21 protein-coding genes and 2 pseudogenes are annotated in these 24473 nt (G+C 71.9%); 9 read left to right on the forward strand and 14 right to left on the reverse strand.

The features are described 5' to 3' along the window. Nucleotides 1–10: 10 nt before the first annotated feature. The 4 genes and pseudogenes from LN251_RS01440 to argH all read right to left on the reverse strand — a co-directional run bounded on the left by LN251_RS01440 (nt 11) and on the right by argH (nt 4749). The gene (locus tag LN251_RS01440; RefSeq protein WP_458242725.1) at nt 11–1534 is read right to left on the reverse strand and encodes an MFS transporter; all 1524 of its coding nucleotides are present in this window, start codon (nt 1532–1534) and stop codon (nt 11–13) included. Next, nucleotides 1531–2098: pseudogene (locus LN251_RS01445) on the reverse strand (TetR/AcrR family transcriptional regulator). The gene LN251_RS01440 and the pseudogene LN251_RS01445 overlap by 4 nt, the downstream one beginning before the upstream one ends. 83 nt (nt 2099–2181) lie before the next feature. Then, entirely contained in the window at nt 2182–3153 is a 972-nt protein-coding gene (locus tag LN251_RS01450; protein ID WP_458242726.1) for an aldo/keto reductase, read from the reverse strand. 162 nt (nt 3154–3315) lie between these two features. Continuing rightward, nucleotides 3316–4749: an argininosuccinate lyase gene (argH, locus tag LN251_RS01455; RefSeq protein ID WP_458242727.1), complete on the reverse strand. Its 1434-nt coding sequence runs from the start codon at nt 4747–4749 to the stop codon at nt 3316–3318. Nucleotides 4750–4946: 197 nt separating this feature from the next. Here argH and LN251_RS01460 point away from each other — a divergent pair, with 197 nt between their 5' ends. Together LN251_RS01460 and LN251_RS01465 are read left to right on the forward strand one after the other, a co-directional pair. Beyond that, the gene (locus tag LN251_RS01460; RefSeq protein WP_458242728.1) at nt 4947–5861 is read left to right on the forward strand and encodes a hypothetical protein; all 915 of its coding nucleotides are present in this window, start codon (nt 4947–4949) and stop codon (nt 5859–5861) included. A gap of 131 nt (nt 5862–5992) precedes the next feature. Beyond that, nucleotides 5993–6598 (forward strand): pyridoxamine 5'-phosphate oxidase family protein, encoded by a 606-nt coding sequence (locus LN251_RS01465; RefSeq protein ID WP_458242729.1) that lies wholly within the window; start codon nt 5993–5995, stop codon nt 6596–6598. Nucleotides 6599–6607: 9 nt separating this feature from the next. On the opposite strand, the gene LN251_RS01470 is transcribed toward LN251_RS01465, so the two are convergent. Beyond that, complete coding sequence (locus LN251_RS01470) at nt 6608–8065, reverse strand: sensor histidine kinase (RefSeq protein ID WP_458242730.1); 1458 nt, start codon at nt 8063–8065, stop codon at nt 6608–6610. Further along, complete coding sequence (locus LN251_RS01475; protein WP_458242731.1) at nt 8062–8799, reverse strand: response regulator transcription factor; 738 nt, start codon at nt 8797–8799, stop codon at nt 8062–8064. Before LN251_RS01475 ends, LN251_RS01470 begins: the two co-directional genes overlap by 4 nt. A gap of 151 nt (nt 8800–8950) precedes the next feature. Here LN251_RS01475 and LN251_RS01480 point away from each other — a divergent pair, with 151 nt between their 5' ends. From LN251_RS01480 to LN251_RS01500, 5 genes are all read left to right on the forward strand, one after another. Then, nucleotides 8951–10303: a ferredoxin reductase family protein gene (locus LN251_RS01480; RefSeq protein ID WP_458242732.1), complete on the forward strand. Its 1353-nt coding sequence runs from the start codon at nt 8951–8953 to the stop codon at nt 10301–10303. Between the two features lie 19 nt (nt 10304–10322). After that, nucleotides 10323–10811: an FMN-binding protein gene (locus LN251_RS01485; protein ID WP_458242733.1), complete on the forward strand. Its 489-nt coding sequence runs from the start codon at nt 10323–10325 to the stop codon at nt 10809–10811. Nucleotides 10812–10887: 76 nt separating this feature from the next. Continuing rightward, on the forward strand, nt 10888–12270 hold the full coding sequence (locus tag LN251_RS01490) for a ferredoxin reductase family protein (protein WP_249836670.1): 1383 nt from the start codon (nt 10888–10890) through the stop codon (nt 12268–12270). A gap of 28 nt (nt 12271–12298) precedes the next feature. Next, nucleotides 12299–13135, forward strand: a complete 837-nt coding sequence (locus tag LN251_RS01495) for an FMN-binding protein (RefSeq protein WP_458242734.1) — start codon at nt 12299–12301, stop codon at nt 13133–13135. A 58-nt stretch (nt 13136–13193) separates the two neighbouring features. Then, entirely contained in the window at nt 13194–13931 is a 738-nt protein-coding gene (locus LN251_RS01500; protein ID WP_458242735.1) for an FAD:protein FMN transferase, read from the forward strand. Between the two features lie 483 nt (nt 13932–14414). Here LN251_RS01500 and LN251_RS01505 read toward each other — a convergent pair whose 3' ends face one another. The 8 genes and pseudogenes from LN251_RS01505 to LN251_RS01540 all read right to left on the reverse strand — a co-directional run bounded on the left by LN251_RS01505 (nt 14415) and on the right by LN251_RS01540 (nt 23282). Further along, nucleotides 14415–14954, reverse strand: a complete 540-nt coding sequence (locus LN251_RS01505) for an arginine repressor (protein WP_058926418.1) — start codon at nt 14952–14954, stop codon at nt 14415–14417. 19 nt (nt 14955–14973) lie between these two features. Next, nucleotides 14974–16161 (reverse strand): acetylornithine transaminase, encoded by a 1188-nt coding sequence (locus LN251_RS01510; protein ID WP_458242736.1) that lies wholly within the window; start codon nt 16159–16161, stop codon nt 14974–14976. Further along, nucleotides 16158–17066: an acetylglutamate kinase gene (gene argB / locus LN251_RS01515; protein ID WP_458242737.1), complete on the reverse strand. Its 909-nt coding sequence runs from the start codon at nt 17064–17066 to the stop codon at nt 16158–16160. Before argB ends, LN251_RS01510 begins: the two co-directional genes overlap by 4 nt. Beyond that, nucleotides 17063–18215: pseudogene (gene argJ / locus LN251_RS01520) on the reverse strand (bifunctional glutamate N-acetyltransferase/amino-acid acetyltransferase ArgJ). The gene argB and the pseudogene argJ overlap by 4 nt, the downstream one beginning before the upstream one ends. Continuing rightward, nucleotides 18212–19240, reverse strand: a complete 1029-nt coding sequence (gene argC, locus LN251_RS01525) for an N-acetyl-gamma-glutamyl-phosphate reductase (protein ID WP_458242738.1) — start codon at nt 19238–19240, stop codon at nt 18212–18214. The pseudogene argJ and the gene argC overlap by 4 nt, the downstream one beginning before the upstream one ends. 34 nt (nt 19241–19274) lie before the next feature. Further along, nucleotides 19275–19706: a GtrA family protein gene (locus LN251_RS01530; protein ID WP_458242739.1), complete on the reverse strand. Its 432-nt coding sequence runs from the start codon at nt 19704–19706 to the stop codon at nt 19275–19277. Continuing rightward, nucleotides 19706–20656 carry a glycosyltransferase family 2 protein gene (locus tag LN251_RS01535; RefSeq protein ID WP_458242740.1) on the reverse strand — a complete coding sequence of 317 codons (951 nt, stop codon included), beginning with the start codon at nt 20654–20656 and terminating at the stop codon, nt 19706–19708. The genes LN251_RS01530 and LN251_RS01535 overlap by 1 nt, the downstream gene beginning before the upstream one ends. A gap of 19 nt (nt 20657–20675) precedes the next feature. Beyond that, on the reverse strand, nt 20676–23282 hold the full coding sequence (locus tag LN251_RS01540) for a YfhO family protein (RefSeq protein ID WP_458242741.1): 2607 nt from the start codon (nt 23280–23282) through the stop codon (nt 20676–20678). Nucleotides 23283–23593: 311 nt separating this feature from the next. Between LN251_RS01540 and LN251_RS01545 the strand changes: the two genes are divergently transcribed. Together LN251_RS01545 and LN251_RS01550 are read left to right on the forward strand one after the other, a co-directional pair. Continuing rightward, complete coding sequence (locus tag LN251_RS01545; protein WP_458242742.1) at nt 23594–24016, forward strand: MerR family transcriptional regulator; 423 nt, start codon at nt 23594–23596, stop codon at nt 24014–24016. Beyond that, on the forward strand, nt 24013–24453 hold the full coding sequence (locus LN251_RS01550; protein WP_458242743.1) for a carboxymuconolactone decarboxylase family protein: 441 nt from the start codon (nt 24013–24015) through the stop codon (nt 24451–24453). The genes LN251_RS01545 and LN251_RS01550 overlap by 4 nt, the downstream gene beginning before the upstream one ends. Nucleotides 24454–24473: the final 20 nt, after the last annotated feature.

Raw genomic sequence — 24473 nt, forward strand, 5'->3', positions numbered from 1 at the left:
TCGCGCCCCTTTAGGGGTGGGTCTCCAGGTGTTGGTTTCGGAGCAGGAACCATGCTGCGGTTGCCGTGGTCAGGAGGACGGTCGCTCCCACGCCCATCGCGATCGAGAGGCCGTCGACGAAGGAGTCGCGGGCCGCGGACAGGAGTTCCCGGCCCGCCGCCGTCGGCATCCCGGCCGCCGCCTCGACCGCGCCGCCCAGGGATTCGTGTGCCCCTGAGGGGGTGCCCGCCGGAGCGGTGAAGCTCCGGTAGACGCCCGTGACGATGGTGCCGAGCAGGGCGATGCCCAGGGCCGCGCCGAGTTCGTACGCCGTCTCCGAGACCGCGGAGGCCGCGCCCGCCTGCTCCTTGGGCACCGAGGAGAGGATGACGTCCGCGGTGACCGTGAAGGAGAAGCCCGCGCCCACGCCCACCACCAGCAGGGCGGCGCCGAGGATGCCGTAGCCGGTCGACGCGTCGAGGACCGTCAGCCCGGCCAGGGCCAGGCCCACCGCCGCGAGGCCGCCCGCGACGACCGCGCGCACCGAGAAGCGGCGGGCCGCCCGGCCCGCGACCAGACCGGCCGCCACCGCGCCCACCGCCGCGGGGACTTCGGCGAGCCCGGCCTCCAACGGACCCCTGCCCTGGACCAGTTGCAGGTACTGGGAGAGGAAGAACACCAGGCCGGACAGGCCCAGAATGGTCAGCAGGTCGGCCAGGACCGCGGCGCTGAAACCGCGGTTGCGGAACAGCCGCATGTCCAGCAGGGGGGTGGCAAGCGTGAGCTGGCGGCGGACGAACCAGGTCAGGGCCGCCGCGCCCAGTGCGCCGACGGCGAGCGAGGGCAGGGCGAGGCCGTGGGTCGCCGCTTCCTTGACCGCGTAGACGACACCGATCACACCGACCAGGGACAGCAGGACGCTGGTCAGGTCCCAGGGGCCGGGGTTCGGGTTGCGGGACTCGGGCAGGGTGCGGATGCCGACGACGACGAGGACGGCCATCACGGGCAGGTTGATCAGGAAGACCGAGCCCCACCAGAAGTGCTCCAGCAGGAAGCCGCCCACGATGGGGCCGACCGCCGTGCCCGCGGAGGCGGTCGCTCCCCAGATGCCGATGGCGAGGCTGCGTTCGCGCGGGTCGTGGAAGAGGTTGCGGATCAGGGCGAGGGTGGCCGGCATGAGGGTCGCGCCCGCGACGCCGAGCAGGGCGCGGGCCACGATCATCATCTCCGGTGTCGTGGCGTAGGCGTTGAGGACCGATATCGCCCCGAACGCCGTGGCGCCGCCGAGCAGGATGCGCTTGCGGCCGATGCGGTCGCCGAGGCTGCCCATGGAGACGAGCAGGCCGGCGATGACGAAGGAGTAGACGTCGCCGATCCACAGGAGCTGGGTGCCGGTGGGGTTCAGGTCCTCGCTGATGTAGGGGGTCGCGAGACCGAGGACGGTCGCGTCGACGGCCACCAGCAGCACGGCGAGGACGAGGACGGCCAGCGCCGTCCAGCGGCCCGGGCGCTTCACCGCCTCGGTCGTGGTCGCCGGCTGCAGGGTGCTGGTCATGATTCCTTCCTTCGGGGAGTGTCCTGGCGCAGTGCGCCGCCGAGCAGCAGCTCGGTGATCATGTGGGTGAAGTCCTTGCGGGCCACTCGGCCCTCGGTCACCGCCCAGGCACCGGAGGCCAGCAGGCCGTACAGCGCCTCGGTGAGCCAGGCCCGGGGTGAGGTCGATGCGGAACTCGCCGGCCGCCTGTCCGCGCCGGAACAGGGCCGCGATGCAGTCGTCGATCCTGGTCCAGCCCGCGTTCTGCTGCTCACCCTCGAAGAGCTGGTTCTCGGTGTAGAGGAAGGCGAGCAGGGCGGCCGACGGCTCCAGCGTCCGTACGAGACGCCGCACGGCGTCGGGCGCTGGTCCCTCGTCGAGCGCGGCCGTGTCCAGTGCCGCCTCGCACTCGGTGATGCCGAGCGACTCCAGTGCCCGAACGAGCGCGTCGCGGCCCGCGAAGTGCCGGTGCAGGGTGGCGCGGCTGATGCCGGCGGCCTTGGCGACCTCGTCCATCGTCGCGGTGGACTTGCGGGTCAGCAGGGCCGCGGCGGAGCGGAGGACGTGGTCACGGTCGACAGGCATGAGATAACCATAGCCCATGTGAGACATTCATGTCTCACACGACGCATGCGCGACTCACCCGGTGGGGGGTACGGGTCGGTGTCTCAGTGCCAGGGCAGGCTGCTGCGCTTCTCCCAGTAGGCCCGCGGCTCCTCGGCGAGCGCGGCCAGGCGGGCCAGCTGGTCCTCCTCGAGGTCCACCGCGGCCGCGTGCAGATTGGAGGCGAGCTGGGCGACGGTCGCGGCGCCGGAGAGGACGACGCCCGCCCAGGGCTGCCGGAGGATCAGGGCGAGGGCGACGGCGTCGCAGCCGAGGGAGGTCTCCTCCGCCACGGCCTTCAGGGCTTCGGGGGCGTGCGGGGCCGCGAGCCGGCCGTTGGCCATGCCCTCCTTGACAATCACGGTGAGGCCGGCGTCGTGCGCTTCGGCCAGGGCGGGGGCCGCCGAGGTCTCCAGGGCGTTGTACGTCGACTGGACGGTACGGAAGAGGGGCTCGCCGTCGACCGTCACCGCGAGGGCGGCGCGGACGGCGTCCGCCTGGGCCGGGCCGCTGGTGGAGAAGCCGATGGTAAGACCCTGGGCGGCGGCCTCGGCGAGTTCGGCGTGCAGTTCCTTGTCGGTCAGGGCCGGGCTGTCCGGGGTCACCGAGTGGATCTGGTAGAGGTCGAGGCGGTCGCCCAGCAGGGCGGCGGTCTCGGCGCGCTGACGCTCGTAGGTGCGGACGCCGTGGTCCTTGACCTCGTGCGTCTCGGCGTCCGTCGCCCAGTCGGCGGTGTAGGTGTAGCCCCACTTGCTCCCGACGACGATGTCGTCGAAGCTCGGCCGGGCGTTGAGCCATTCGGCGAGGAACTCCTCCGAGCGGCCGTAGGAGCGGGCCGCGTCGAAATAGCGGACGCCCTGCACGTAGGCGGCGTCGAGGAGTTCGTGGGTCCGGGCGCGCAGGTCTTCGACCGTGCGGTGCTCCCCGAGGTCCTCGTCCCGGCCGAGGTTGATGTAGCCGGGGCGGCCGACGGCGGCGAGGCCCAGTCCGATGTGGCAGGTGGGGGTGGTTGCGGCGGCCAGTCGGGCGAAGGGCATCGCGGGCTCCGTGGGTCGGGTCCGGTTCGGTTCCCGACCAACGTAGCCCGCGGGGCCGTTCGCCTCAGAGCTCGGTGGGTGCGGTGCGTCGGCGCGTGCGCGCCGGTCGTGGCCTGTCGCGCCCACGCGGCGGAGCCGTCATCGACACAGCCCCGCGCCCCCTCAGGTGCGCTGCCGGGCCGTCGCCCAGGTGTGCTGGGCCGCCACGTTCTCCTTGACCTCCGCCAGTTGGACGGCGACCGCGCTGGGCGCCGTACCGCCTCGGCCGTCGCGGGAGGCGAGGGCGCCCGGCACGTTGAGGACCGTGCGGACCTCCGGGGTCAGATGGGCGGAGATCTTGGCGAACTGCTCGTCCGTCAGCTCGTCCAGCTCCTTGCCCTCGGCCTCGGCGGCCTTCACGCACTCGCCGGCGACCTCGTGCGCGACACGGAAGGGGACGTTCTGCTTGACCAGCCACTCGGCGATGTCGGTGGCCAGGGAGAAGCCGGCGGGGGCCAGTTCCTCCATGCGCTCGCGGTGCACGGTGAGCGTCGCCATCATGCCGGTGAAGGCCGGGAGCAGGACCTCCAGCTGGTCGATGGAGTCGAAGACCGGCTCCTTGTCCTCCTGCAGGTCGCGGTTGTAGGCGAGCGGCAGGGCCTTGAGGGTGGCCATCAGGCCCGTCAGGTTGCCGATCAGGCGGCCCGACTTGCCGCGCGCCAGCTCGGCGATGTCCGGGTTCTTCTTCTGCGGCATGATCGACGAGCCCGTGGAGAACGCGTCGTGCAGGGTCACGAAGGAGAACTCCTTCGTGTTCCAGATGATGACCTCCTCGGCGATGCGGGAGAGGTTCACGCCGATCATCGCCGTGATGAAGGCGAACTCGGCGACGAAGTCGCGGGAGGCCGTGCCGTCGATGGAGTTGCCGACGCTGCCGTGCTCGAAGCCGAGGTCCTTCGCCACCGCCTCCGGGTCGAGACCGAGGGAGGAGCCCGCGAGGGCGCCCGAGCCGTACGGCGACACCGCCGTGCGCTCGTCCCACTGGCGCAGCCGCTCGGCGTCCCGGGACAGCGACTGCACATGGGCCAGGACATGGTGGGCGAAGAGGACCGGCTGGGCGTGCTGGAGGTGCGTACGGCCGGGCATCGCGACGTCCGGGTGGGCCTCGGCCAGGCCGATCAGGGCGTCCTGCAGCTCGGCGATCAGGCCGCCGATCACGCGGGCGTGGTCGCGCAGGTACATCCGGAACAGGGTCGCGACCTGGTCGTTGCGGGAGCGGCCCGCGCGCAGCTTGCCGCCGAGGTCCGGGCCGAGACGCTCCAGCAGGCCGCGCTCCAGGGCGGTGTGCACGTCCTCGTCGGCGATGGTGCCGACGAAGGAGCCGTCGGCCACGTCGGCCTCCAGCTGGTCGAGCCCGGCGATCATGCGCCCCAGCTCGTCCTCGGTCAGGAGCCCGGCCTTGTGCAGCACGCGCGCGTGGGCACGCGAGCCGGCGATGTCGTACGGCGCCAGCCGCCAGTCGAAGTGGACGGACGCGGACAGCTTCGCCAGGGCCTCGGCGGGACCGTCGGCGAACCGGCCGCCCCAGAGCCGGACGTCACCGCTGTTGCTGCTCACTTGCGTTGCTCCTAGGGAAGAGTCCGAACCGTCATGCATGAGTATGCAGAGCAATGCATGATTCGTCAATTCGCGAGGCTGTTGAACACCCGCAACCGCTTTCACGTACCTCACGCCGAACGCAGGCGCCGCGTTTGTACACACCAGCCACACAGCAGTGACACCCCTGTCACCCGAGACCCGAGTGAGGCAGTCGCATGTCCAGGGCTCTTCCGAAGTACAACAAGCGTCGCGTCGTCATCCTCGGCGGCGCCGCCGCCGTGGCGCTGTCCGGGGCGATCATCGCCGGTACCGCCCTCGCCGGGACGCCCTCCAAGGGCAACGGCACCGACGCGCGGACCCTGGCGGCCTCGCCCGGCACGATCACGTGCCCGGACGTCGCCTCGAAGCTGCCCGCGATCCCGGCCTCCGCCCAGGCAGAGGTCACCCGCAACCTCACGCTGCTGCAGACCCAGATCGACGAGGCCAACAAGCGCCTCGTGTCCACCGTCGGCCAGGGCGGCCCCAACTTCGTCAACAACGCCATCCTCGGCCCGCTCAAGGACAAGCGCGTGGCCACGGTCAACCGCATCGCCACGGCCATCGGCCGTACGGCGGCCAAGCCGACCGGCCTGGACGCGCTCGCGGCGTGCACGCTGAACGGAGCGGGTGCGGGCGGCGCCGGCAACGGCAACGCGGCCGGCAACGCCAACGGCAACGGCAACGGCAACGCGGGTAATGCGGGCAACGCAGGCAACGCAGGCAACGCGGGCGCCGGAAACAACGCCGGGGGCAACGCAAACGCCAACGCCGGGGGCAACGCCAACGCCGCGACCGGCGCCGGCACGATCACATGCCCGGACGTCGCCTCGAAGCTGCCCGCGATCCCCGCCTCCGCCCAGGCAGAGGTCACCCGCAACCTCACCCTGCTGCAGACCCAGATCGACGAGGCCAACAAGCGCCTCGTGTCCACCGTCGGCCAGGGCGGCCCCAACTTCGTCAACAACGCCATCCTCGGCCCGCTCGCGGACAAGCGGAAGTCGACCGTCGACCGCATCGCCACGGCCATCGGCCGTACGTCGACGAAGCCGACCGGCCTGGACTCCCTGGCCGCCTGCACGCTCACCAAGTGACGTGACAGGCGCTGTGGCCGCCCCGATTCAGCGCCGGCCGGGGCGGCCGCGGCAGGGGGCCGGGGCCCCCACGGCGGCCGGGAGCGCAATTCCTTAGACGAACGAAAGACTTGCGCTCATAATCGTCAGGTGTGGGAAAAACTTATGAGCGTATAGACGGCCGGCTGCGCACCTTCATCGAGGAGCAGCCCCTCTTCTTCACCGCGACCGCTCCCCTCTCCGGCGACGGCACGGTCAACCTCTCCCCCAAGGGCCTCAAGGGCTCCTTCGCGGTGCTCGACGAACTCACCGTGGCCTACCTGGACTTCGCCGGGTCCAACGCCGAGACGATCGCCCATCTGCGGGAGAACGGGCGGATCACCCTGATGTGGTGCGCCTTCCAGGGGCCGCCGAACATCGTGCGGGTGCACGGGCGCGGTGAACCGGTCTTCCGTGACGACCCCCGGTTCGAGGAACTCCTCGCCCGCTTCCCCGACATCGACCCGACCACGCACGGCCTGCGCGCGATCATCGTCGTGACCGCCGAACTCGTCCGCGACACCTGCGGATACGCGGTGCCGTTCATGACGTACGACGAGGACCGCGATCTGCACGGCAGGCGCTTCGCGCGCGAGGACGACGCGTCACTGAGCGACTACTTCACCAAGAAGGACCACATCGCCACCAGCATGGACGGGCTGCCGGGGCTGCCGTTGCCGCTGCCGCCCTCCCCGGCCCGAGCGCCACGCCCGGCCTGAGCACGCCCGTCACGACGCGCGGAGCCGCACCGTGAACGTGGTCGCCCCGGGCCGGCTCTCCAGCTCCACGCTTCCGCCGTGCGCCTCCGCCACCGCGGCGACGATCGACAGGCCGAGGCCCGCGCCGCCGCCGGGGGCGTCCGAGCGGCGGCGGTGTTCGGCCCGGGTGAAGCGCTCGAAGATGGTCGGCTGCACGTCCTTGGGCACGCCGGGCCCGTCGTCGTGCACCTTCAGCAGGACGGCCCTGCCCTCCATCTCCAGGGACACCGTGACCTTGGTGCCGGCGGGCGTGTGCACGCGCGCGTTGGTCAGCAGGTTGGCCAGCACCTGCTGCAGCCGGTGGGCGTCGCCGTCCACCGAGACCGGTTCCTCCGGCAGATCCAGCGACCAGCGGTGGTCGGGGCCGGCGGCCCGGGCGTCGGTGACGGCGTCCAGGACCAGCATGGTGAGGTCGACGGGGTGGCGTTCCAGCGGCCGGCCCGCGTCCAGCCGCGCCAGGAGCAGCATCTCGTCGACCATCTCGCCCATCCGGCCGGACTCGGCGGCGATGCGTTCGAGGGCACGGGTGATCTTCGGCGGCACCGGGCCCGGGTGCAGCAGGGCCAGTTCCGCGTGGCCGCGGACGGAGGCGACCGGGGTGCGCAGCTCGTGGCTGGCGTCGGCGGCGAAGCTGCGCAGCCGCTCCTCGCTGGCGTGCCGCTTGGTCAGCGCGTCCTCGACATGGCCCAGCATGCGGTTGAAGGCGCCGGCGACCTGGCCGACCTCGCTGCGCGGGTCCGACTCGGGGGCGCGCGGCGGCAGCGCCACCTCGCCGCTGGCCAGCGGCAGTTCGCTGACCCGGGTGGCGGTGGCCGCGACCCGGCTCAGCGGCCGCAGCGACCAGCGGACCCACAGGGCGCCGGCCACGCCGGTGACGGTGAGGGCCAGGCCGAAGACGACGGCGGCGACCAGGATCAGACGGTGGACGGCGGCCTCCACCGGTTCCAGAGGGAGGCCGGTGATCAGGACGTCGCCGTCGATGCCCTGGGACGCCTTCACCCGGTAGGAGTCCAGCGTGGACAGCTCGACGCTGTGGGCCCGGCCGTCGACCGGGACGTCGGCCAGTTGCCGCTGGTCCGCCGTGCTCAGGGGCACGTCGGTGACGCTGCCGGGACGGACGACGGCCGCGTTGGTGACGGTGTCGCCGACCAGCCGGGCCCCGAAGGTGCCGGTGGTCTGCCGGCGGGTGTCGCCGTGCTCGTCGCCGTCGTGGTCGTCGAGCGGCAGCCCCTTGTGCTCCAGGCTCTCCGGGAAGCGGTTGCCGGCCTGGGCGAGCTGCTGGTCGAGCCGGCTGACGAGGAACCCGTCCAGTTCGATCACGGCCGCCACGCCGACCGCGGCGCAGCTGACGGCGAGCAGGACGACCAGGCCGACGGTCAGCCGGGCCCTGAGGGTGCGCGGGCGCGGCAGACGGCGCAGGAACCTCATGGGCTCACCGGCTTCAGCACGTACCCGGCGCCGCGGACCGTGTGGATCATCGGTTCCCGGCCCGCGTCGACCTTCTTGCGCAGGTAGGAGATGTACAGCTCGACGACGTGGGCGCGGCCGCCGAAGTCGTAGGACCAGACGCGGTCGAGGATCTGCGTCTTGCTCAGGACGCGGCGCGGATTGCGCATTAGGAAGCGGAGCAGCTCGAACTCGGTCGGCGACAGCTCGATCAGTTCCCCGCCCCGGGTGACCTCGTGGGAGTCCTCGTCCATGACCAGGTCGCCGACGACCAGCTGCGGGCCCTCCTCCAGCTGGCGGGCCATGCCGGCGCGGCGCAGCAGGCCGCGTACCCGGGCGACGACCTCCTCCAGGCTGAAGGGCTTGGTGACGTAGTCGTCGCCGCCCGCGGTGATGCCCGCGATGCGGTCCTCGACCGCGTCCCGGGCGGTCAGGAACAGCACGCAGACGTCGGGTTTCACGGAGTGCAGGGAGCGCAGCACGGCGAAGCCGTCGGTGTCGGGGAGCATCACGTCCAGGACGACGGCGTCGGGCATCAGCTCGCGGGCCTCGGCGAGCGCCGCCGCACCGTCGCCGGCCGTGCGCACCTGCCAGCCTTCGTAGCGCAGGGCGCCGCAGAGCACTTCGGCGAGGTCGGGGTCGTCGTCGACGACGAGGACGCGCAGCGGGGTGCCGTCGGGGCGGGTGAGGGCGGGGCGGCCTGATCTGGTGTTCATCTCCTCACCAGGATCGCTCCTCGCGGGGCCCGGCGGGCCTCTCTCGTGGCTCTGAGTTTTCTCTGAGTGGCCTCGGCGGCGCCCGTTTCAGAGGGTCCTGAGAAGTTACGACGGCACCCTTGCGTCGCATAGAAGGCGAAAGGACGCACATATGACCACCGTGTACGACCGGCGGACGGCCCCTGCCGTGACGCCGGCCGCGCCGCGCTCCCCCGCCGGTGCCGTGCTCGCGCTGCTGTGGGCCGGCGCCGCGGCCGTGGTCGCCCTGTGGTGGGCGGACACCGCCTCCGTGGTCGGCACGGCGGGCTGGCTGACCGACGCCGGGCGCATCGCAGGACTGCTGTGCGGGTACGCCTGCGCGGTGCTCGTCGGCCTGATGGCGCGCGTGCCGCTGCTGGAGCGGCGGGTCGGCTCCGACCGGGTGGCCCGCTGGCACGCGATGGCCGGCCGCTACACGATCAGCCTGCTCGTCGCGCACGTCGTGCTGATCCTCCTCGGCTACGCGGCCCAGGACCGGGCCTCGCTGTGGCACGAGACGGTCACCGTGGTCATGGACTATCCGGAGATGCTCAAGACCACGGCCGGCACGGTCATCCTGTTCGCGGTGGGCATCACCTCGGCGCGGGCCGCGCGACGGCGGCTGAGCTACGAGTTCTGGTACTACGTCCACCTGCTGACGTACGCGGCCGTCTTCCTGGCCTTCAGCCACCAGCTGGCGCTGGGCAACGACTTCAACGGCCACGCGGTCGCGACGGCCGCCTGGTACGCCCTGTACCTGGGTGTCGCGGCCCTGGTGGTGTGGTTCCGGCTCCTCGCGCCGGTACGGCTGAACCTGCGCCACCGGCTGCGGGTGGAGTCGGTGCACCGCGAGGCGCCGGGCGTGTACTCGGTCGTCATGCGCGGCCGGCACCTGGACGAGATGGGTGCCGAGGCGGGGCAGTTCTTCCGCTGGCGCTTCCTCGGTGAGGGCATGGGCTGGACGTCGACGCCGTACTCGCTGTCGGCGCCGCCGCGCCAGGACCTGCTGCGGATCACGGTCAAGGCGCTCGGCGGCCACAGCGCGGCCGTCTCGCTGCTGCGGCCGGGCACCCGGGTGTGGGCGGAGGGCCCGTACGGCTCGATGACCGCGGACCGGCAGACCTCGGCGAAGTCGCTGCTGATCGCCGCCGGTGTCGGTATCACCCCCATGCGGGCGCTGTTCGAGACCCTGCCCGGAGACGTGACGCTGCTGTACCGGGCCCGCACCTCCGAGGACCTCGCGCTCGGTGGGGAGCTGGAGGCCGTCGCCCGCTGGCGCGGCGCGAAGGTGCTGTACGCGCTCAACGGGCCGGACGGCCGGCGCCCGAACCTGACCGCGCAGTCGCTGCGGGCCACCTTCCCGGGCCTGGCCGCCTACGACGTGTACATCTGCGGCCCGCACGGCTTCGCCCAGGACCTGTACGAGGAGCTGCGCGCCGCCGGAGTGCCGGACCGCCGCATCCACCACGAGTCGTTCGAATTCTGAGAGCTGTGAGGCCCCAACCGTGCACGCGCTGAAGAAGAACCGTCCGCTGCGCCGCATCGTGCTGGCGAGCGCCGCCACCGTCTCCGGCATGGTGATGCTGCTGTCGCTGAAGCCGCATTCCTCACCGGCGGCCGCCGTGGCGGTACCCGCGCCGTCCAGCAGTTCGAGCGCGTCGAGCGGGTCGAGCAGCTCCGGTGGATCGAGCAGTTCCGGCGGGTCGAGCACGTCCGGCACGAAGACCGTCACCGGCAACACGATCCAGACCCGCTGGGGTCCGGTCCAGGTGAAGATCACCCTCAAGGGCGGCAAGCTCACCGAGGTGACGGCCGTGCAGTCGCCGTCGGACAACCCACGCGACCAGGAGATCAACAGCTACGCCCTGCCCCGTCTGCGCAGCGAGGCGCTGCAGGCGCAGAGCGCGAACATCGACACCGTGTCCGGTGCCACCTACACGAGCGACGGTTACCGCCAGTCACTCCAGTCGGCACTCGACTCGGCACGCGGCTGAACGCACAGGCGTCGTGGCACGTATCTCAGGGCCAAGGGACCACGCCACCCCCCTTGCCCCCGCTCCCGGAGGAATCGTGACCACCACGCTCGCAGGCGGCCGCGCCGCCCGCCGCCAGACGATGCGCCGCATCCGCCCGCGCCGTTCCCCGGCGACCGTTCTGCTGCTCGCCGTCTGGGCGGGCGCCGCGGCGGTGATGTGGCTGTGGTGGAACAACACGCCGTCCATCGCCGACAACAACGGCAGGATCCTCAACGCGGGCCGGATCACCGGCCTGTTGGCGGGCTACCTGATGGCACTCGTCGTGCTGCAGATGGCCCGGGTGCCCGCCCTGGAGCGGCGGGTCGGATCCGACCGGGTGGCCCGCTGGCACGCGATGAGCGGCCGCTACACGCTCAGCCTCATCGCGGCGCACATCTTCCTCACCATGTGGGGCTACGCGCTGCAGGCCGGCAAGACGCTCGGCGACATCGTCCAGCAGACGATCGACTCCATCAACCAGCTGCCGGACATGGGCAAGGCGGCCATCGGCAGCGGACTGTTCGTGCTCATCGGGCTGACGTCGATCGGCCCGGTGCGCCGCCGGATGGGGTACGACACCTGGTACCACGTCCACCTGCTGACGTACGCCGCGGTGTTCCTGACGTTCTGGCACCAGATCACCACCGGCAACGACTTCGCCGTCGAGCCGACCGCGAAGACCTTCTGGTACGCGCTGTACGGGTCGGTCACCGCGCTGGTCCTCTGGTACCGCGTCCTCGTCCCGATCCGGCTGAACATGCGGCACCGCATGCGCGTCGAGGCGGTCATCGAGGAGACGCCGGGCATCGTGTCGGTGCTGATCGGCGGGCGCAAGCTGCACCGGATGGGCGCGGAGGCGGGGCAGTTCTTCCGCTGGCGGTTCCTGGCGCCCGGCATGCGGTTCAGCTCGCACCCCTACTCGTTGTCGGCGGCGCCGCGCCCGGACATGCTGCGGATCACCGTGAAGGCGATCGGCGACCACAGCGCCCGGCTGCGTGAGCTGACGCCCGGCACGCGGGTGTGGGCGGAGGGGCCGTACGGCGCGATGACCGCGCAGCGGCGCAGCCGCGGCAAGGTGCTGCTGGTCGCCGGCGGCGTCGGCATCACGCCGATGCGGGCGCTGTTCGAGACGCTGCCCGGCGCGGCCGGTGACATCACCCTGCTGTACCGGGCCAACACCACGCAGGACCTGGCCCTGTGGGACGAGCTCGCCGCCATCGCCGACGACCGCGGCGCCCGGCTGATGTACGCCGTCAACAGCCCTGACGGGGAGCGCCCCGACATCTCGGCGGAGCGGCTGCGGCAGAAGCTGCCGGACATCGACGAGCACGACGTGTTCATGTGCGGGCCGGCCGGGTTCGCGCAGACCGTGTACGAAGCACTGCGCGGTGCGGGAGTGCCCGCCCGCCGCATCCATCACGAGTCGTTCGAGATGTGAGCGACGGGACTTCAGGAGCCTCGGAACGATGAAGAAGAGTCACCCCGTCCGGCGTGTCGTGCTGGCCACCGCCGCCACCGTCTCGGGTGTCGTGCTGCTGCTGTCGCTGAAGCCGGCGTCGGACCCCAACGCCCAGGCGGCCGGCGCGGCCCCGCAGCAGACCCAGGCGGCCCAGGAGTCGCCCCAGGGCGGCAGCTCGGCCACCGGCAACGGCACGGTCGACGGCAGCGTGGTCCAGACGGAGTACGGCAACGTCCAGGTCCGGCTGACCGTCGCCAACGGAAAGATCACCAAGGCGGAGGCCATCCAGGCGCCCAAGGGCGGCACCAGCGACCAGAAGACGGCCCTGTCCATCCCCAAGCTCACCCAGGAGACGGTCGCGGCACAGAGCGCCGCCATCGACTCGGTGTCGGGGGCGACGTACACGAGCAACGGCTACAAGCAGTCGCTGCAGGCGGCGCTCGACAAGATGAAGGCGAGCGCCGGTTCCTCGCAGAGCGGCGCGAGCCCCTCCCAGGGTGCCGGTGCCCCGTCGCAGGGCGGCGGTTCGGGTTCCCAGGGCGGTGGTTCGGGGTCCTCGGGCGCCGCCCAGGCGAAGACCGTCACCGGGGCCGTCGCGCAGACCCAGTACGGGCCGGTCCAGGTCCGGATCACGGTCAGCAACGGCAAGATCACCAAGGCGGAGGCGGTGCAGGCGCCCAAGGGCGGCCTCAGCGACCAGAAGACGGCCCTGTCGATCCCCAAGCTGAACCAGGAGGCGGTGGCGGCCGGCAGCGCGAAGATCGACTCGGTGTCCGGGGCCACGTACACCAGCGGCGGCTACAAGCAGTCGCTGCAGTCGGCGCTGGACCAGGCCGGTGGCTGAGCTAGTGGCCGAGTCTGCGGATGCTCCCGTCGCGGTACGCCGGCACGCGGAGGAGGTCATGGGGACCGTCTTCTCCTTCGACGTCCGCGGCGGGGAGCCCGGTGCGGTCGAGGCGGCGCTCGACGAGGCGATCGCCGGACTGCACCGGGTGAACGAACTGTTCAGCACCTACCGCGAGGACAGCCAGGTGTCCCGGCTGGCGCGCGGGGAGCTGGACCTGGAGGCGTGCGACCCGGACATCGCCGAGGTGCTCGAACTGGGCGCGGAGGCGGAGCGGGTGAGTGACGGCTGGTTCAGCATGCACTACCAGAAGCGGCTGGACCCCACCGGCATCGTCAAGGGCTGGGCGGCCGAGCGCGCCGCCCTCCGGCTGCGCGCGGCCGGCGCGACCGGCGTCAGCGTCAACGGCGGCGGCGACGTCCAGATGTTCGGCGTGCCGGAGGAGCACCGCGCCTGGCGGGTGGGTGTCGCCGACCCGCTGCGCCCTGGCGGTTTGGCCGCGGTGGTCTCGGCGGCCGGTGCCGACGAGCTGGCCGTGGCGACGTCGGGCACGGCGGAGCGCGGGGCCCACATCGTCGACCCGAGGACGGGCCGGTCCGCGGTCACCGACCTGGTGGCCGTGACGGTGGTCGCCCCCCGGCTGACCTGGGCGGACTGCTGGGCGACGGCCGCGTTCGCGATGGGCTCACGGGACGGCCTGCGCTGGCTGGAGTCCCTGCCGGACGTGGAGGCCCTGCTCATCACGGCGGGCGACGAGGTCCGCTGCACGGGGGGCTTGGCGTCCCGGCTGGGCTGACCGCATGCCGCCGTGGCGCACGGACCGCGCCGGGGCCCGGCGCGTCCCAGCCCGGGCGACTGCGTGCCGCCGAGGGGCACGGGCTGCGCCTGGACACGGCCACCACCGCGCGGGCGTGACCGGCCGCGCACGGCTCGCGGCGATCCACCGCATGGGCGCGAGGCCGCCCGCATGGACGCAAGGCCGCTCCGCACACATGACCAACACCCCGTGGGGGCAACGCCTCGCCGCACACGCCGCACATGCCACCACCGCAGGTCGCGAGACCAGGCCGCACACCCACCGCCGCCGCATGGACGCAACGCCTCGCCGCACACGCGGCCACCATCACGCAGGCGCAAGGCGGCCGCGCCCCACACATGCCACCACCACAGGTCGCGAGACCAGGCCGCACACCCACCGCCGCCCCGTGGGCGCAACGCCTCGCCGCACGCCGGCCCCCGGGCGAAGGGCCCGCGGGTGGCGTGCGCCCGGGCCGTCCGCTCAGTGGCCGTTCTGGGCCAGCCGCAGCAGGTGTTCTGCCAGGGCCTGGCCGCCTGTGGGCTCGCGGCTGATCAGCAGGAGGGTGTCGTCGCCGGCGATCGTGCCGAGGATGTCGTGCAGTTCGGCCTGGTCGATGGCCGAGGCCAGGAACTGCGCCGCCCCCGGGGGTGTGCGCAGGACCACGAGGTTCGCCGAGGCCTCCGCGGAGATCAGCAGCTCCTGCGACAACCGCCGCATCCGCTCCTCCTTCGCCGACCCGCCCAGCGGCGCGCGCGGGGTGCGGAAACCGCCCTCACTGGGCACCGCGTAGATCAGGTCGCCGTCGGTGTTGCGGATCTTGACCGCGTTGAGCTCGTCGAGGTCCCGGCTGAGCGTCGCCTGCGTGACGTTCAGGCCGTCGTCGGCGAGAAGCTTCGCCAACTGGCTCTGCGAGCGGACCGGTTGCCGGTTGAGGATGTCCACGATCCGGCGATGCCGCGCTGTCCGCGTCTGCGGCACGGCAGGCCCCGCGTGCTGTGCGTCGTCCTGCGCCTGACTCATCGTCGTTCGTTTCTCCGGATCATCCGTCCCCCTTGGCCGCGTCCAGGATGCCGGGAAGTGCCCGCAGGAGCGCGTCCACCTCATCGTCGCCGATATTCAGCGGCGGCATGAGCCGTACGACGTCGGCGGCGGGCGCGTTCACCAGGAACCCGGCCTCCTGAGCCGCCTGGCGCACCTGGGGCGCGAGCGGCTCGGTGAGCACGATACCCAGCAGCAGGCCCGCACCCCGGACATGGGCGATCAACGGGTCGCCCAGTGACTCGATTCCCTCCCGCAGCTTCTCGCCCTGCCGCTTGACGTTGTCCAGCAGCCCCTCGTTCGCGATCGTGTCGATCACGGCGAGTCCGGCGGCGCAGGCGACCGGGTTGCCGCCGAAGGTCGAGCCGTGGTGGCCCGGCTGCAGCAGCTCCGCGGCCCGCCCGAAGGCGACCGTCGCGCCGAGCGGCAGCCCGCCGCCCAGACCCTTCGCCAGCGTGACGACGTCCGGCAGGACCCCTTCGTGCGCCTGGTACTCGAACCAGTGCCCGGTCCGGCCGACGCCGGTCTGCACCTCGTCGAGGACCAGCAGCGCGCCGTTCGCGGCGGTGATGGCGCGGGCCGCCTTGAGGTAGCCCGGCGGCGGGGTGACCACGCCGATCTCGCCCTGGATCGGTTCGAGGATGACCAGCGCGGTGTCCTCGGTGACGGCGGCGGCCAGCGCCTGCGCGTCGCCGTAGGGGACGTGCGTGACCTCGCCGGGCAGCGGCAGGAAGGGCGTCCGCTTGCCCTCCTGGCCGGTCATCGCCAGGGCGCCCATGGTGCGGCCGTGGAAGCCGCCCTCGGTGGCGACGACGTGCGTGCGCCCGGTCAGCCGGCCGATCTTGAAGGCGGCCTCGTTGGCCTCGGCGCCGGAGTTGCAGAAGAAGACGCGGCCGTCCCGGCCGAAGAGCTGCAGCAGCCGCTCGGCCAGGGTCACCGTCGGGTCGGCCATGAAGAAGTTGGAGATGTGGCCGAGGGAGCCGATCTGCGTGCTCACGGCCTCGACGATCGCCGGATGGGCGTGCCCGAGGGCGTTGACCGCGATGCCGCCGACGAAGTCGAGGTACTCCTTGCCGTCGGCGTCCCACAGCTTCGTGCCCTCACCGCGCACCAGGGGCAGCAGCGGGGTTCCGTAGTTGTCCATGAGCGAGCCCTGCCACCGCTGGGTGAGCTCTTCGTTGGCGGTCATGCGACGTCCCCCTCTTCGGCGTCGGGCACGACCATCGTGCCGATGCCCTCGTCGGTGAAGATCTCCAACAGGATCGAGTGCTGGACCCGGCCGTCGATGACGCGGGCGGTGTTGACCCCGTTCCGCACGGCGTGCAGGCAGCCCTCCATCTTCGGCACCATGCCGGAGCTCAACTCCGGGAGCAGCTTCTCCAGTTGGGAAGCGGTCAGGCGGCTGATCACCTCGTCGCTGTGCGGCCAGTCCTCATAGAGACCCTCCACGTCCGTGAGGACCATGAGAGTCTCCGCTCCCAGCGCAGCAGCGAGTGCCGCAGCCGCCGTATCAGCATTGACGTTGTAGACATGTCCGTCGTCCTGGCTCCGGGCGATCGAGGAGACGACCGGGATGCGGCCGTCGGCGAGCAGAGCCTCGATCGCGCCCGTGTCGATCTCGGTGATCTCGCCCACCCGCCCGATGTCGACCAACTCCCCGTCGATCTCGGGCTGGTGCTTGGTGGCGGTGATGGTGTGCGCGTCCTCGCCGGTCAACCCGACGGCCAGCGGCCCGTGTTCGTTGAGCAGGTTGACCAGCTCGCGCTGCACCTGCCCGGCCAGCACCATCCGTACGACGTCCATGGCGTCCTCGGTGGTGACGCGCAGGCCGGCCTTGAACTCGCTGACGATGCCGTGCTTGTCGAGGGCGGCGCTGATCTGCGGGCCGCCGCCGTGCACGACGACCGGCTTGAGGCCGGCGTGGTGCAGGAAGACGACGTCCTGGGCGAAGGCGGCCTTCAGGTCCTCGTCGATCATGGCGTTGCCGCCGAACTTGATGACGACCGTCTTGCCGTTGTGCCGGACCAGCCAGGGCAGCGCCTCGATGAGGATCTGGGCCTTGGGCAGCGCGGTGTGTTTGCGTGTGGTGCTCATGAGCTGTAGGCGCTGTTCTCGTGGACGTAGTCGGCGGTGAGGTCGTTGGTCCAGATGGTGGCGGTCTCGGACCCGGCGGCGAGGTCGGCGACGATGTGCACCTCGCGGTAGCGCATGTCGACCTTGTCGCGGTCCTCGCCTACGCCGCCGTTCTTGCACACCCAGACGCCGTTGATGGCGACGTTGAGCCGGTCCGGCTCGAAGGCGGCCCTTCGTCGTGCCGATCGCGGAGAGCACGCGGCCCCAGTTGGGGTCCTCGCCGTGGAGGGCGCACTTGAGGAGGTTGTTGCGGGCGATGGAGCGGCCCACCTCGACGGCGTCGTCCTCGGTCGCCGCGCCCACGACCTCGACCTTGATGTCCTTGCTGGCGCCCTCGGCGTCGCGGATGAGCTGCTGGCCGAGGTCGTCGCAGACCTGCCGTACGGCCTCCGCGAACTCCGCGTACTCCGGGGTGACGTCGGAGGCGCCGGAGGCGAGCAGCAGCACGGTGTCGTTGGTGGACATGCAGCCGTCGGAGTCGACGCGGTCGAAGGTCGTGCGGGTCGCGGCCCGCAGCGCGCTGTCGAGTGCGTCGTCGGTGAGGACGGCGTCGGTGGTGAGGACGACCAGCATGGTGGCCAGGCCGGGGGCGAGCATGCCCGCGCCCTTCGCCATGCCGCCGACGGTCCAGCCGTCCTTGGAGACGACGGACGTCTTGTGGACGGTGTCGGTGGTCTTGATGGCGATGGCGGCCTTCTCACCGCCGTGCTCGGAGAGCTGGGCGGCGGCCGTCTCGACTCCCGCGAGCAGCTTGTCCATCGGGAGGAGGACGCCGATGAGGCCCGTCGAGCAGACGGCGACCTCGATGGGGGCCCGCCCGAGCACCTCGGCCGCCTTCTCGGCGGTCGCGTGCGTGTCCTGGAAGCCCTTCGGTCCCGTACAGGCGTTGGCGCCGCCGGAGTTGAGGACGACCGCGGACACCTGGCCGCCCTTGAGGACCTGCTCGGACCACAGCACGGGCGCGGCCTTCACACGGTTGGAGGTGAAGACGCCGGCGGCGGCGCGGCGCGGACCGTTGTTGACCACGAGGGCCAGGTCCGGGTTGCCGTTCTCCTTGATCCCGGCGGCGATGCCCGCCGCCGTGAATCCCTTGGCTGCCGTGACGCTCACGGTGCGACTCCGATCGTGGAAAGCCCCGTCGTCTCGTCGAGTCCGAGGGCGAGGTTCATGCTCTGGACGGCACCGCCAGCGGTGCCCTTGGTCAGGTTGTCGATGGCGCTGATCGCGATGATGCGGCCGGCGGCCTCGTCGTACGCGACCTGCACCTGAACGGCGTTGGAACCGTAGACGGACGCCGTGGCGGGCCACTGGCCCTCGGGAAGCAGGTGGACGAAGGGCTCGTCGGCGAAGGCCTTCTCGTAGGCGGCCCGGACGGACTCCGCCGTCACGCCCGCGACGGCCTTCGCGCTGCAGGTGGCGAGGATGCCACGGGGCATGGGGGCCAGGGTCGGCGTGAAGGAGACGGACACCCGCTCCCCCGCCGCCGCGCTGAGGTTCTGGATCATCTCGGGGGTGTGCCGGTGGCCGCCGCCGACGCCGTAGGGCGACATGGAGCCCATGACCTCGCTGCCGAGCAGGTGCGCCTTGGGCGCCTTGCCCGCGCCGGAGGTGCCGGAAGCGGCGACGATCACGGCCTCGTTCCCGGCGAGTCCGGCGGCGTAGGCGGGGAAGAGGGCCAGAGTGGCGGCGGTCGGATAGCAGCCGGGCACCGCGATGCGCCTGGACCCCTCCAGCGCGGCGCGGGCGCCCGGCAGTTCGGGGAGGCCGTACGGCCAGGTCCCGGCGTGGGCGGAGCCGTAGAACCGTTCCCAGTCGGCCGCGTCCTTCAGCCGGAAGTCGGCGCCCATGTCGACGACCAGGACGTCCGGGCCGAGCTGTTCGGCGACGGCGGCGGACTGGCCGTGGGGCAGGGCCAGGAAGACGACGTCGTGGCCGGAGAGGACCTCGGGGGTGGTCTCCTCGAGCACGCGGTCGGCCAGCGGCAGCAGATGCGGCTGGAGCGCGCCGAGCCGCTGGCCGGCGTTGGAGTTGCCGGTCAGGGCGCCGATCTCGATGTCCGGGTGCGCGAGCAGCAGGCGCAGGAGTTCACCGCCCGCGTATCCACTCGCTCCGGCCACCGCCGCACGTACTGCCATGTCATCCTCCTCCTGGACGGCATGACTATACGTTTCACTGCACTTTTATGCAATCCCGTGCATCGTCATGCGGTGCCGCGGCGGGTTCGCGCCGGGTGGGCACGGCCCCGGGCAGCATCACCCAGCGGGAGACGACGAAGGTCGCCGGGATCGCCCAGAGGGAGGCGAGCAGCGGCGCGAAACGGCTTCCGGCGTGCAGCACGTCCACGATCACGTACAGGCCCGCGGTCGTGACCGCGAAATTGGTGGCGTTCGACAGGGGGAACAGCAGGAATTTCCGCCAGGTGGGAGGTGTCCGGTAGGTGAACCGCGCATTGAGGAAAAAGGAACCGACCATACTGAGCAGGGACGCGAGAACATGCGCCGCGAGATACGGAACACCCGTGAGGAACAACAGGTAGAGGCCGTAATACGTGCCGGTGTTCACGACGCCGATGACGGCGAACATCACAAGCTGCCGGGACATCACGGAACGAGGTTCTTCGCGCGTTCGACGTTGGTCGCCTTCACCAGGAAGTGCGGGCGTCCCTTGACCTCGTAGTAGATCCGGCCGGTGTACTCCCCGATCACCCCGAGCATGACCATCTGGACTCCGGCCAGGCCGGTGACGGCGGTGATGATGGTGACGTAGCCGGGCGTCTGCACGCCGTTGACGAGCGCGGCGCCCACGATCCACGCCGTGTACAGGCCTGCGATCAGCAGCAGGACCATGCCCAGGTGGAGTGCGGCGCGCAGGGGGCGGTTGTTGAAGGACAGGAGTCCGTCCAGGCCGTAGTTGAGCAGTCCGCGCATGCTCCAGGAGCTGCGGCCGGCCTCCCGGGCGGCGTTCTCGTACTCGAAGGTGGTGCTGGGGAAGCCCACCCACGCGAAGAGCCCTTTGGAGAAGCGGTTGTACTCGGTGAGGTTCACCACCGCGTCCACGACCCGGCGGGACAGCAGCCGGAAGTCGCCGACGCCGTCGACCAGCCGGACGTCGACGAGCCGGTTGACCAGGCGGTAGTAGAGGCGGGCGGCCAAGGTGCGGGTCAGTCTGTCGCCGGTGCGGGTGCGGCGGGCGATGACCTGGTCGTAGCCCTTGGCGCGCAGCTCCACCATGCGCCGGATCAGCGCCGGCGGGTGCTGGAGGTCGGCGTCCATGACGACGACGCTGTCACCCGTGGCATGGCGCAGACCGGCGAGCAGGGCCGCCTCCTTGCCGAAGTTGCGGCTGAGCGAGACGTACCGGACGCGGGCGTCGCGGTCGGCCAGCCGCTGCAGGACGGCGAGGGTGCGGTCGCGGCTGCCGTCGTCGACGTAGACGAACTCCATGTCGTGGCCGAGCGGGAGGAGTTCCTCCGCGACCTTCTGGACCTCTTCGTGGAAGCGGTCGAGGACGGCTTCCTCGTTGTAGCAGGGTGCGACGATCGATATGAGCATGGGTCCCCCTGGGACGCGGTCAGGCAGCGCCGGGCACGCGCTCGCGCGGTCGGGTGGGCAGGGACGGGGAGGAGGGCGGTGTGCCGCGTCGTCGGCGGACGGCGGCCAGGACGCCGAGCAGGGCCAGGGTCAGCAGCGAGCCGGCCCCGACACTGGTGCCGAGCCGCAGCCCGGGCGGGTGGAAGGTGCAGGTCACAGTGGTCGAGGTGCCGTCGAGGGGAACGGCGATCAGGCCGTGGTGGTCGGACGCCGGTACGGCGGCGCCGTCGCCGGTGGCGCAGCGCCAGCCGGCGATGCGGGGTGCCGCCACGACCGCGATCCCCTTGCTGCCGGCGGGCAGTTCGGCCCGGACGGTGGCATCGGAGACGGTGACGCGGGTGGCGCCGGAGGCCTTGAGGCGCTCCACGGCCGCGCGCAGCCGGGCGGTGTCCAGGCAGCCGACGGCGCCCTGAGGGATGCTGCCGGGGCGGTCGGGGGTCAGCCGGATGCGGACCCGTCCGGAGGCCGGGGCGGTGCCGAGCGGCTCCATGGCGGCACGGTTGCGGGGGCGGGCGGAGCGGAAGAACGCGGTCCGGTCCGTCAGGCGGGCGGTGCCGGAGAAGTACGGGGCCCACAGCTGGACCTGGCTCCCGGCCGGGCAGTCCGCCGTGATCAACGGTGCGGCCAGGGCGTTGCCCGATCCGACCCGCCCGGCCCGGACCGGCTCCCCCGCGTCGTCGTGCACGGCGATCCGGGGAACGGTGTAGACACGGCTGCCGAGCAGCAGTTCCTGGTTGCGGTACGGCGACGGGCCGAAGGGCGTCGCGTCGGGCCGGGGCCGCACCGTCACGAGCGGCGGCACGTCTTGCCGGGAGACGCTCGACGGGCCGCCCACCTGCGGCAGATAGCCCTGGTGGGGGTCGGTGGGCGAGTGCACGCGCGCCCCGACCGAGAAGATCGCGTCGGTGACGGGATCGTCCAGGCTCTGCACGCTGCGACCGCGGGAGGTCCAGCCGCCGCCCAGCGCGGTGAGGGTGCGGCTGAGGACGTCCGAGGTGAGGCTGCTGTAGTACTGGGCGCCCTGGCCGCCGACCATGAGCGGGTCGTTGCCGACGGTCTGCTCGCGGCCCGGGTCGGTGCGGTAGCGGGGCCAGCCGTCGGCCCGCGCGACGGCCTGCGCCTGTGCGCGCTGCCGGGCGCCCCAGGGGGCGTAGTCGTCCATGTGCCCGTAGCGCTGCCGGGTCGCCACGAAGGAGGTCGCCGTCGCCTCGCCGAACTGACCACCGAAGAGCAGGGCGAGGGCGAGCACGGCCAGGGCGGTACGGCGGCGGGCGGTGAGCGGCGAACCACCGCCGGAGGCCGCTCGGCGGCTCTCGGCCGCCCGGAGCAGCGCCAGCCCGCCGGTCGCGCCCGCGACCGCGAGCACCAGTACCGCCCAGCTCACGGGCTTCATCAGCGTGCTCCGGCTCGCGACCGCCGTGAGCAGGGCGAGCAGGGCGCCCGCCGCGCCCCGGGCGCGCGGACCGGGCAGGCCGTGGGACAGGGTGTGCCAGGCGGTGATCACCAGCAGGGCGCACAGGACGAAGGCCTGCCGGTAGGGGCTGCCCTGCGGGGTGGCGAAGGCGTGCCAGACGAGGTGCGTCGGGCCCCACTGGAACGACAGCGCGACCGCTGTGAGCAGCAGGGGCCAGCCGGCCCGCACCCGGCGCGGGGCCGCCCGGTGGAAGGGCAGGGCGAGGGCGAGCAGAAGCGCCGCGGTGCCGGCGTAGAGGGCGGGACTGCCGAAGCTGTACGTCGTCGGCAGGAGGCGGGCCAGCAGGTCCGGCGTGGACACCGGCCGGAAGGCCACGGTCCTGCCCGGGTAGGCGTGCCGGGTGCCGAACCAGACCACCGTGACCAGCGGGGCTGCCAAGCCCACGCCCAGTACGACGGTGGCGGCCGCGCGTCCGGCCGTCCCGAGCCGCCGCCGGGCCGGGAGGCCGCTGAGCCCCAGCCGCAGCAGCAGGACGAGGCCGGCGGCGAGGGTGGCCATGTACGCGGTGTAGAAGTTGGCGGTCCAGGCGAGGGCCACGACGAGCACGCCGAGCAGCGGCCGGCGCCGGCGCAGGGTCCACTCGCCCACCAGGCACAGCAGCGGCAGCGCCAAGAGTCCGTCCAGCCACATCGGGTTGTACGAGCCGACCGCGACGCTCCAGCCGCACAGCGCGTAGGAGGCACCGAGCAGGCCCGCCGCCCACCAGCGGCCGGGCCGCAGGCTGAGCAGCAGCACGGCCATGGCGGCGCCCGCCGACGCCGTCTTCAGCACCGTGATCACGTACACCGCGAGGTCGATCTCGTCCCGCGGGAACACCCCGACGAGCAGGGCGAACGGGCTGCCGAGATAGGTGCCGAGGTCGGGCAGGAAGCTGGAGCCGTACCCGGACTGCCAGTTGACGAGGAGTCCGCCGTCGGCGCGGCCGTGCAGCAGGTCCCACAGGTGGGCGTGGAAAGGGACGTACTGGTTTCCCAGGTCGTTGACGTCACGGGTGCGGGGGCCGAAGGGCCGGCTGCGGGCGAGCGCGTCCGCGGCGCACGACACCGCGGTCGTGACGAGCGCCGCGAGCAGCGCGGCCGCGCGCCCCGGCCGGTTCGCGAGGCGCTGTTTCACTGCAGTGTGTTTCCGGGGGAAATACCACTCGAGGCGATTCTGGACAGGATAGGGCGCTGCATTGCTCGTTACTCCCCGCGGGTCGTCGATTCGCGGGGTTAGACGGATCGAATTCCCCATAGGTTGCCCCGTCGGCAGGAAGTGACAATGTCTGTTCCGAATGACTCTGGGCTTGAATTCGAGAGAAAAATGAACAGGCGGGAAACGGGAATTCCCCGGCGCGTGATGTGGCGGTGAACTGAGAACACCGGCCACGCCCGGGGGAGGAGCCGCTTGACCTGGAGCGCGCTCCAGGTTCTACCGTTCTTGTCATGACCACCGGACACCCCCTCCCGCAGGACCCGGAGCCGACCCTGACCATCGCCGAGGTCGCCGAGCGCACGGGTCTGTCGCACGACACCCTGCGCTACTACGAGAAGGCCGGTCTCATCGAGCGGGTCGGCCGGACCACCGGCAACCAGCGCCGCTACGAGGCGGCCGACCTGCTCTGGCTGGAGTTCCTGCTGCGGCTGCGCGACACCGGAATGCCGATCTCCGGCATGCAGCGGTACGCGCGGCTGCGGGCGCAGGGGGACGCCTCGGTCGCCGACCGGCTGGCGATGCTGCGCGAGCACCGCGCCGAGCTGGCCGACCGGATGCGGGCGCTGCGCCGCAACGCCCGCGCGCTGGACGCCAAGATCGCCCACTACGAACGGCTGCTCGACGGGCAGCCGGGGACGGAAGACCCGACATGAACGAGAGCACCACCCGTGAAGAGCGTTTCGCCCACGGCCTGGAGGTCCTGAAGCGGGTCGACGGGGAGGCGGGTCAGCGGGTCGTCGACTCGCTCGCCGACATCAACCCCGAACTGGGCCACCAGATCGTCGCCTGGGCCTTCGGTGAGATCTACGACCGTCCCGGACTCGCCCCGCGCGACCGCCAGTTGGTGACGCTGGGCATGCTCACCGCGCTCGGCGGCTGTGAGGCGCAGCTCGACGTGCATGTCAACGCGGCGTTGAACGTGGGCCTCACGCCCGAGCAGATCATCGAGGCGCTGACCCACTCGGCGGTGTACTGCGGCATACCTAAGGCCCTGAACGCGACCTTCGCCGCGAAGAAGGTCTTCGCCGAGCGCGGACTGCTGCCGCTCGGACAGCGGCCCGTCGACACCGCCCCGGCCGGCGCCGCCTGATCCCGGTGGCCGGCGGGCGG

The organism is Streptomyces sp. MAI_2237 (assembly GCF_054189285.1).